The organism is Idiomarina sp. UBA4206 (assembly GCF_002383015.1).
In the GTDB taxonomy this organism is placed as follows: domain Bacteria; phylum Pseudomonadota; class Gammaproteobacteria; order Enterobacterales; family Alteromonadaceae; genus Idiomarina; species Idiomarina abyssalis.
Window position 1 is genome coordinate 1 of record NZ_DFTS01000044.1, and the last position, 8,884, is coordinate 8,884.

Annotated in this window: 5 protein-coding genes and 1 pseudogene; 4 read left to right on the forward strand and 2 right to left on the reverse strand. The window is 39.8% G+C overall.

All coding sequences use genetic code 11. The features are described from left to right. Positions 1-676: pseudogene (locus B3180_RS10100) on the forward strand (glycine dehydrogenase (aminomethyl-transferring)); the annotation flags it as partial. 141 nt (positions 677-817) lie between these two features. On the opposite strand, the gene B3180_RS10105 reads toward B3180_RS10100, so the two are convergent. Both B3180_RS10105 and B3180_RS10110 read right to left on the reverse strand, forming a co-directional pair. Beyond that, entirely contained in the window at positions 818-3,721 is a 2,904-nt protein-coding gene (locus B3180_RS10105; RefSeq protein WP_273023244.1) for a P-loop NTPase fold protein, read from the reverse strand. Between the two features lie 236 nt (positions 3,722-3,957). Next, the gene (locus tag B3180_RS10110) at positions 3,958-4,665 is read right to left on the reverse strand and encodes a hypothetical protein (RefSeq protein ID WP_273023246.1); all 708 of its coding nucleotides are present in this window, start codon (positions 4,663-4,665) and stop codon (positions 3,958-3,960) included. Positions 4,666-4,902: 237 nt separating this feature from the next. Between B3180_RS10110 and B3180_RS10115 the strand changes: the two genes are divergently transcribed. From B3180_RS10115 to B3180_RS10125, 3 genes are all read left to right on the forward strand, one after another. Continuing rightward, positions 4,903-7,011 (forward strand): AAA family ATPase, encoded by a 2,109-nt coding sequence (locus B3180_RS10115; RefSeq protein ID WP_273023247.1) that lies wholly within the window; start codon positions 4,903-4,905, stop codon positions 7,009-7,011. 212 nt (positions 7,012-7,223) lie between these two features. Further along, the gene (locus B3180_RS10120) at positions 7,224-8,396 is read left to right on the forward strand and encodes an MBL fold metallo-hydrolase (protein ID WP_286844334.1); all 1,173 of its coding nucleotides are present in this window, start codon (positions 7,224-7,226) and stop codon (positions 8,394-8,396) included. 260 nt (positions 8,397-8,656) lie between these two features. Then, positions 8,657-8,884 (forward strand): helix-turn-helix domain-containing protein (locus B3180_RS10125; protein WP_286844336.1); only part of this gene is annotated, 228 nt, incomplete at its 3' end.

Sequence of the window (8,884 nt, forward strand, 5' to 3'; positions counted from 1 at the left end):
CCACTCCATTGTGAATATAGACGGACCTAAAGCAGGTAACGGCGCGGTATCTGCTGCGCAGTTTGGTAGTGCCAGCATTCTGACCATTTCGTGGATGTACATTGCCATGATGGGTGGACGCGGCTTACGTGAAGCCTCAGAAACCGCTATTTTGAACGCCAACTACCTGGCTGAGAAGCTCAGTAAGCATTTCAAAATTTTGTATCGTGGTCGCAACAACCGTGTTGCACACGAATGCATTATTGATTTGCGCCCAATGAAAGACGCCGCCGGCATTGCCGAAATTGATGTAGCTAAACGCTTGCAAGACTACGGCTTCCACTCGCCGACTATGAGCTTCCCGGTAGCGGGTACCATTATGGTTGAGCCGACCGAGTCTGAGTCTAAAGCCGAACTGGACCGCTTTATTGAAGCCTTGGTCAGCATTAAAGCAGAAGCCGAAAAAGTAGCCGCCGGTGAATGGCCAAAAGACAACAACCCATTGGTGAACGCACCGCATACACTGGCCGACATTACCGATGCAGAATGGGACCGTCCATACGATAGAAAAACGGCAACCTACCCGGTTGAAGCCGTTGGCTACGACAAGTTCTGGCCAACCGTAAACCGTATTGATGACGTATTCGGCGACCGTAACCTGATGTGTTCATGCCCGAGCATTGAAGAGTATCGGTAAGTTTGTGATGTAGCCTGACGTTCCACGTCAGGTGAGATGCTCACTGACATGAATCTGGAGCCCGCTTTTAGCGGGCTTTTTGTGCATTTAATTCTACACAGCCTATCGCCCTCTTTCTGCTTAGCAAATTGTCGTAAAAAATCAATTCATACCTGCTAAATCATTTAGAACATCAAAGACATGTTGTAGATCATCTTGATAATAAGCAATATAATTTTCTGTTGTTATCTCTCTTTGAGCATTATTTTCAGCATATACAACTATGCGTGCCTTGTTTGTTTTCCAGTATTCAGTTAAGTATTGTTCATTGAGGCAACCTAGTAGCCCTTCTCTGGTCGCTATATACTCATCGCCTTCTTCACCTGAAAAGAATGGATTACTGAGGTTTAACAAGCAGTAGTCCAAAAAGTACTGAATGTTTGACTCATCAACTTTTGGATTAAAGCAAGTATCAAACAAATATCGATTCATCTCTCTTGCTATACCTCTATTGTCTTCTTCACCTCTTTCATCGTAAAACCCACATCCGACCCCAGAACCGCGTGGCCGATCACTGTTCGACAACTGATAAATTACAAATATTTTAATGCTCGAGCGAGCTGCTGGGAGGGCACGAGTTTCCATATCTTCTCGTACGTCCGCATCTAATTGGTCCGCCAAGATTGTACCAAGTAACGTATCAGATGACAGTTTATCTACATCCTTGAAGAAGTTGCGCTTCGGAATTATATATTGCTGTTTAAACAGCGAGAATACTCTTTGAGAAAGTTTCCTTAATCCCATTATTGTAAGATTGTCTACCAAGCCTGTAGTCTTAGCATCCTTGTTCTGATTATATATCAATGCTGTTTGAATATTATGAACCCGGCCCATTCTGTCAGCACAACACTGGAGTCTTAACAACATGAGATCATTCCAGCCTAAAGGACCTCGCTCATATTGAGCTAACCTCTCTATGATCGAGTTTCCTTTATATTTATTTTCTCCAAATATTCTGTCGGCAATCTCAGCTACATTTTCGGGAGAATTCAATCTTCTCTCACCTGGCTCAACTCCCCACCCTGCATTATCTAAAAGACGAATCATGTTATAAAGCGATCTTACTCTCAGTCCTCTATCTTCAGGAGCTTTAATGGCATAGTTCGGAAGACGCTGAATTAGTTCATCAATAGAACGACTACACTGTTCAGCTTTCAAATCCGATGAGTGGTTAACTAAAGTTCTCCAGAACTTGTCTTGAGCTTGCCCAGATGAAAAGTCACTTGAATCTAGAATGCTTTCTAAGTTCCTCTTATCCTTAATAAAATCCCGCACGGCGGTTATATAAAGCTTAAAAGTAACCTGAGGCTCCGGTTTAGAATATCTAACCATATATTGTAGAAATCGCTCTAAAGTCCTAGAGCCTTTTTCGTTGAAGCATGCTCTCGAAAATAGCTCTTCTTCACTGATTTCTTCATAATCAGTAAATTTCAAAACTTCAGCATCGAACAGTTCGAGCATGAGAAATCTTGCCGCTTCGGGTTGATTATTAAGATGTTCGGCTAGATTAGGATTAGTAAATAGTTGTCGCCCACCAGAACGATCTATTGCAAGAGAAAAACTTCCTCTAAGTCCATCAGTTTCTTCAATATAAATTTTTCTAAAAACCCCAGGAAAGTTTAGGTGTAACAAAATTAAATTGATTAGGTCACGCTTATTAAAATCGGTTTCTTTCAATGAATCACTATCAATTTTCATAAGTAGCATTGTATTTATGAAACGCTTTAGTTTCCTTAGGTTGCCGACTAACGGGAAATAATTGGGCGCTAGAGGGCTTCTTAAAATATTAGCTAACTCCTGGAGTACAGCCGCAAGCTGTATCATTGTTTCAGATGGTACCAAGCCCAGCTTAGCTTCGGCACTCATCCAATCTTTCGTTAGAAAGTCCTGAAGGTCTTTTCTCTCTACAAATAAGCTAAATTTAACATTCACAAATTTTTCTAAGAACTCTCTTGCTCTTACGTTCTCTTCACCGTCTTTTGCAAGAACTTCAGTGTCGTAGCAAAGAACATACGTTGCTTGAGTCAGCTTAAGAGTTTGTCTTGTTGCAAACAGCACATTATTGACTGCTCGAGCGTCAAGCCTATCTAAGTCGTCAATGACTATTATAAGCCGATAAGAAGTTTGTTTTAGGACTTCATCTATGTCCGTAAGAAGCTCATCTACCGTGTCCTGAGACTTTGTTAAGGATATTTTGATACCCATAAATGATACTTCTGCCTCTCCCCTTAGCATGCGCGAATACCTATTCGCTGCAGGCCTAAATTCCGGAGCAAAAATTTTCTGTTGAATCACTGCAGAAAGTTCTTGTATCAACCGACTAGTTAGGTTTGGCTCTGAGGCATATCTAAGAGGGTTAAACCTGAAAACGATGAATTCCCCATTGCGCTCTTTCCAGCGTTGTTCAGCCAGATTAATAAAGCTCGTTTTGCCAACCCCCCATGGACCGTCAACACCAAAAACAACGCTGGGGTCAGCTCCTGAAGTAATAACACTATCTGCGAAGGACTCTGCAGTCGTCTTGCTTTGAAAGAAATCTTCCGCTTGGCTTCTAATTTCTTCGTCGTCAATGAAGTATCTCTGTACAATAGGCTGGTCACTTGATTGCATAAAGTTTCGAATTAAGGAAGAACTCATTACGATTAAAATGAAGAAAAGTATTGTTGGAGCCAAGTGCGGACTGGCTTCAATAAAGTATTTATGGAACTCCACCATTAAAGGCGATACTAGCTGGTTGCAGATAAGCCCAATGAAAAGCACTAGTAAAAAGTCGTATCGATGACTGCTTGTCAACTTGAACAGATCATCTAAAGCGCCTCTTCTATATGCATAACTAATGCAAATGAAAATGCCCGAAGAAACCACCAAGAACTTAAGCCAAATAGGTGAGTAGGCATTGGCTGAGGAAAAGCTGTATCCAATATATGTTGATAGCCTAAAAATCTCAGCTAATAGAAAACCCAAAGCTATGGTTTTAATATAAAGGTGAAACTCTGGCATTTTCATACTTTCTAACCTTAAAGTGTCGAATAGACGTTCTAGTTGAGTATATGACGGTAAAGGTTTAAGTTGTCAGAGACAGCGTTATAAGGCAAATATTTCAGAATATTTCGCCGCAAAAGTAAATCGCCTCAAACCAAAGCCTGAATGACTATACTTCGCTCATAGCGGACAAGCGGTTTCTTAGAAATGGCATATGTCTTCAAGTGAATAGTTTTGAAAGCCAATAAGTCTTACCCATCCTAGCTCTGCTTATTAGATTTACTACTTTTTATTGAGTTATAAAACTCCGCTATTCTCTGTTTGCGAATTAAAATTTGTTTTTTTGCCTTGTCTGCGAAAGAATTGAATCCTTTTACGGTGATATCAATTTCAGTTTCTGTTCTAACACCGTCTACCTCAATATGCCATTTACCGCCTCCAAAGATGTAATCTTCCGGTGTCGCCGGCGCATCAGCTTTGTGTGAGATAGTGGGCGACCAAAACATCGCTGTTCTCTTATCCATTATGTTATCTAGTTTTTCAGAGTCTTGATGAGCAAATGACTTATCTCTTATGAATTTTGCTTTGGCATGAAAGTTATCATCGATATCTAACTTCGGCTTTCGGACACCAAACTTATTATAAGCATTAACTTTCTGTAGTTGAGTCGTTAGCTTATCTAAAGCACTGGAACAAGCAATGTAAAAAGTGGCAACGCTGAACAATGATTTTAAGTAATATCTAACGTTGAATTCATCAAACAACAATTCTGAAGCCTCGACTTCAGAAATATCTTCCAATAGCTTGTTCAACTGCTTGGAGTGCTCTTTCCAAGACTTTATTTCGATGTCAATAAAGTAGTCTAAATGGTCTATATTCCAAATAAGGTTTGGATCCGGAAAGGTTTCTCCGGTTCTGAAGGTTTCACGCATAGGTTCGGAATCGAGTAGAACTTTTGCTAACTCCATAGGTTCTCCAGTTTCCCTCCATTACAGAGCTAGGCTCTAAATTTTTTTACAGCTTACCATATTCTTCATAAGTAACTGCACCGGCTCAATAGACAATTAAAGTGTCCGCTAAGAGCAATGAACGGATATTGGACTTTTTGAGCATACAAGCTAGAGTGGCTGGTAAGGAAAACGACCATGCATGCTCTTACTCATAAGCTGTTAGATGCCATGCCAGCCAAAACAAAGGAGTGTGATATGGAAATTGAAATTAGTAACTGCAATAACATTGAAAACGGGGTAGTAACAATTGCAGAAGGCATACTAAATATTAAATACGCCATCAATGGCACAGGTAAAAGCACGGTCTCGAAGTCAATTCAAAAATCAGTTTCATCAAGGCTCAATGGCACTAATGACCTGATAGATCTCACACCTTTCAAGGCATTAGAAGATGACTCGATCAATCCAGCGGTTGTGGGGTGTGAAGCAGTCAATAGCATCAAAGTGTTTGACGAGTCTTATATTAACGAATTTGCTTTTCAACCAGACGAATTGCTTAAGGGCAGCTTTGATATACTCATCAGAGATGAACAGTACGACTCCGTTATGGCTGAGATAGAAGAGCTTGTATCTGAAATAAAGAGTCACTTTCAGGAAGATGATGAGATAGAGGCTCTGATAGCTGATTTTGACGAGTTGAGTAGTAGCTTTGGTAAGCCAACTAAGAAAGGCGTACATGGATCTAGCACAGTAGCTAAAGCTCTCAAGGGAGGGAATAAGGTAGTTAATATCCCAGAGGGTCTTGAAATATACCAGAACTTTATTCAAGGACAGGAAAATGTTAAATGGGTCAAGTGGCAACTAGATGGAGCGCAATTTTTAGAAGAGTCTGATAATTGCCCTTATTGTGTCAGTGATGTGAAAGACGTAAAAGACACAATAAAACGCGTTGGGGATGTTTACGATCCAAAATCAATTCAAAATTTAAATAACCTCGTAAAAATATTTCAACGCCTTGATAAATACTTTTCTGAAAAAACAAAAGAAGTAATAAATGAATTTATCTCAAGTGTTGATGGGTACACTGAAGAACAGACTGGTTACCTTCTTGAGGTAAAAGGCCAAGTAGACCGGCTTAACAGTATGTTTAAACACCTGAAGAATATTGACTTCTTTACTTTTAAAGACGTCGATAAAGTAATCGAAGAGCTACGAAAATACAAAATAGATCAAAATCTATATGCACACCTACAATCAGGCGAAACCCTCTCAAAAATAGCAAAAGTTAATGATTCAATTGACGGGCTAATTGAAAAGGCCGGCCAGCTACAGGGAAGAATAGCTATTCAGAAACAACATATTGAGAAGGTAGTGAAAGAAAACAAGAAAGCTATGAATTCGTTTCTTCATAATGCTGGCTATAGATATGCTGTCGACCTTGTTGAAGACGAATCAGGGAAACACAAGCTAAAACTTCTTCACGCTGACCTTGAGTCAGGAGAGGTGTCTGGTGTCAGAGATGTTCTCAGTTACGGTGAAAGGAATGCTTTTGCATTGGTATTATTTATGTACGATGCAGTCAAAAACTCTCCAGATCTAATCGTCCTAGATGATCCCATTTCCTCTTTTGACAAGAATAAAAAATACGCAATTGTGGAAATGCTTTTTAGAAAGGAGAAGTCCTTTCGAGGGAAGACTGTCTTGTTGCTTAGTCATGATTTCGAACCAATTGTCGATATGCTTTATCACCATACAGACAGATTTGAAAAGCCCTGTGCTTCTTTTTTACAGAATGACAACGGTCAACTAGTCGAGATAGGTATTGATAAAGAAGATATTATGACGTTTGTAGACGTTAATGCTTCAAATATTACAAGCGATACTAGCTTGGTAACGAAGCTTGTCTATCTTCGTAGAACGTATGAGATTCTGAGCTCAAGGGGAGTGGCTTACCAACTCATATCAAATGCCCTCCATGGAAGATCGGTTCCTCTAATATTTGATGATGGAACATCCCGCGAGATGTCGGAGGAAGAAATACAAGAGGCCGAAACCGAGATCCAGCTGCAAATTCAAGATTTTGACTATTCAGACTTTATTGAGTTGATTTGTGATAATTCTGCGATGGTCGAACTGTATAAGTCTTGTACAAATAATTATGAAAAGTTACACCTATACAGAATTTTATCGGAGAGAAATAGTGATGCTGATCAAGCGGACGTAGTGCTGAAGTTTATTAATCAAGCTTTTCATATTGAAAATGACTACATTTATCAGCTAAATCCTGCAAAGTACCAAACGGTACCGCAGTACATTGTCAAAGAGTGTGATCAATACATTACAACCTTGGAACAAAACATCTAACAGGAACAGTTTGTCGGACTGTTTTTTCGTTTCGTTCCAAACTAGCAGTAAATGTGGACGTGAACATCCGCTTTTGGCACTAAGCTGCCACTCTGTTCTGAGGAAAGTCCACCGTTAACCAATAAAGACAATGTCGTTAAGACTGTTCATCTGTTAGTTTTAGCTCCAATCGTTTACGATTGTTTATTCAAGTGAACTAATAATAATTATGTATGTTACAGAAAGTCTATTTTAACAATGTCGGTCAAGGCCTTTTTGCTGAAGTATATGTAGGCGATGATAGCGGAAATGAATTTCGAATCGTATACGACTGTGGTACATCTAATCGGCAGCGAGTCGTTAAGGATGCAATATTAGCTTCAACTCATCGAGATAAAAATAGACCTATTGACCTTTTGGTTATTTCTCACTTCGATAAAGATCATATTAGTGGCGTTATTGACTTGATTAGAACGCAACAGGTCCGCTCGATAATGTTACCTAAATTCAGTTATGTTCTTCGCGTGGCGTTTGCAAGTCTTAAAGACAATAGTGAACTATCAAACAGTGATGTCCGAGAAGTATTGGAGAATCCAGTTTCTAAACTTTCAAATATTCATCAGCAAGCACACGGAGATGATACGCCACGATTCATATTGGTGGGTGGCGAAGAAAGTTATGAATTTCCGTTTAGCCGTTATGGTAATTCGATATCAAGCGAGAAAGATGTTCTTACGGTTCCGTCGGGAACTCCTAGGTCGGAGAGTCTTAGTCGGCAAAACGTCGGAGCTAGAGTTTTCGAAGTTGTGCCATACGTTGACGATCAAGTGATTTTAAAAGATCTAAAAACTTTTGAAATAAATGCTGCGCGAGAGGTGATTGAGCTGTTAGGTAATGGAGAGCGAGACGAAAAACAGCAAGCCTTGAATAATTTGAAGGATTTATATACTCGGACTTTTGGCGGCTCGCCTTATCGGAAAAATATCATTTCACTGTTCCTCTTTATTGGTCCACTGAGTAGTCAAAGAGATATATCGACACTTACATACAAGTATCGGGACAAGAAACAAGAGACGGTTATTTCTGATAACTTGCGACGAGGGAGCATTTTATTCACAGGGGACGGTTTTCTGAATACGCTCGCACGATGGAACACTTTAGTATCTGAGCTCAAACAAACACGGATAGATAGTGTGGCTATTTTTCAGGTAATGCATCACGGCAGTAAACGTAATTGGTTCCGAGGGTTAGCGTCCTGCGTTAATCCTTTAGCGTCGGTATTCTCATCTGACCCTAATTTAAGAAATACGAGACATCCGAGTGAGTCAGTTATTAAGGACTTCATATATTTTAACCCAATCCAAGTAGATCAACGACATAGCTGTGAGCTGACCCTGGACGTTTGAAATGTTGATTAATAAACATCCAAAAAAGTAGAAAAAGGAAAATATATGTTTGCAATCTGAAGCGGCTTTTCGCTTCATACTCAAATCAAGTGTTATTAACAACCTTCTTTAAATAATATTTTATAGCCCTTAAAAAGGCTCCTAATGTAACTCAATAACTTTATAGTCCATATAAAGATTTTTATATAAATACAATTGCATACCTTAAATAGTCTGCTACACTCTAATCATCGGTTTAAAGCCTATTTAAGGTTCTTTATATGGATTCTGATCGCGTTTCAGCACTCATTGGTCAGCGAGTCAGGCAGTATCGGTTGAATCAGGATTTAACTCAGGAGGACTTAGCGACCTTAGCGAATGTCTCACTGAATGCGGTTAAATCCGCCGAGGGTGGTAAAAGCACCTTGCCAACTTATGTCGCCATTCTTCAGGCTTTAGGGCACATCGATAATTTACTGGCCGCATTCCCGGACGAGGGCGTTTCTCCT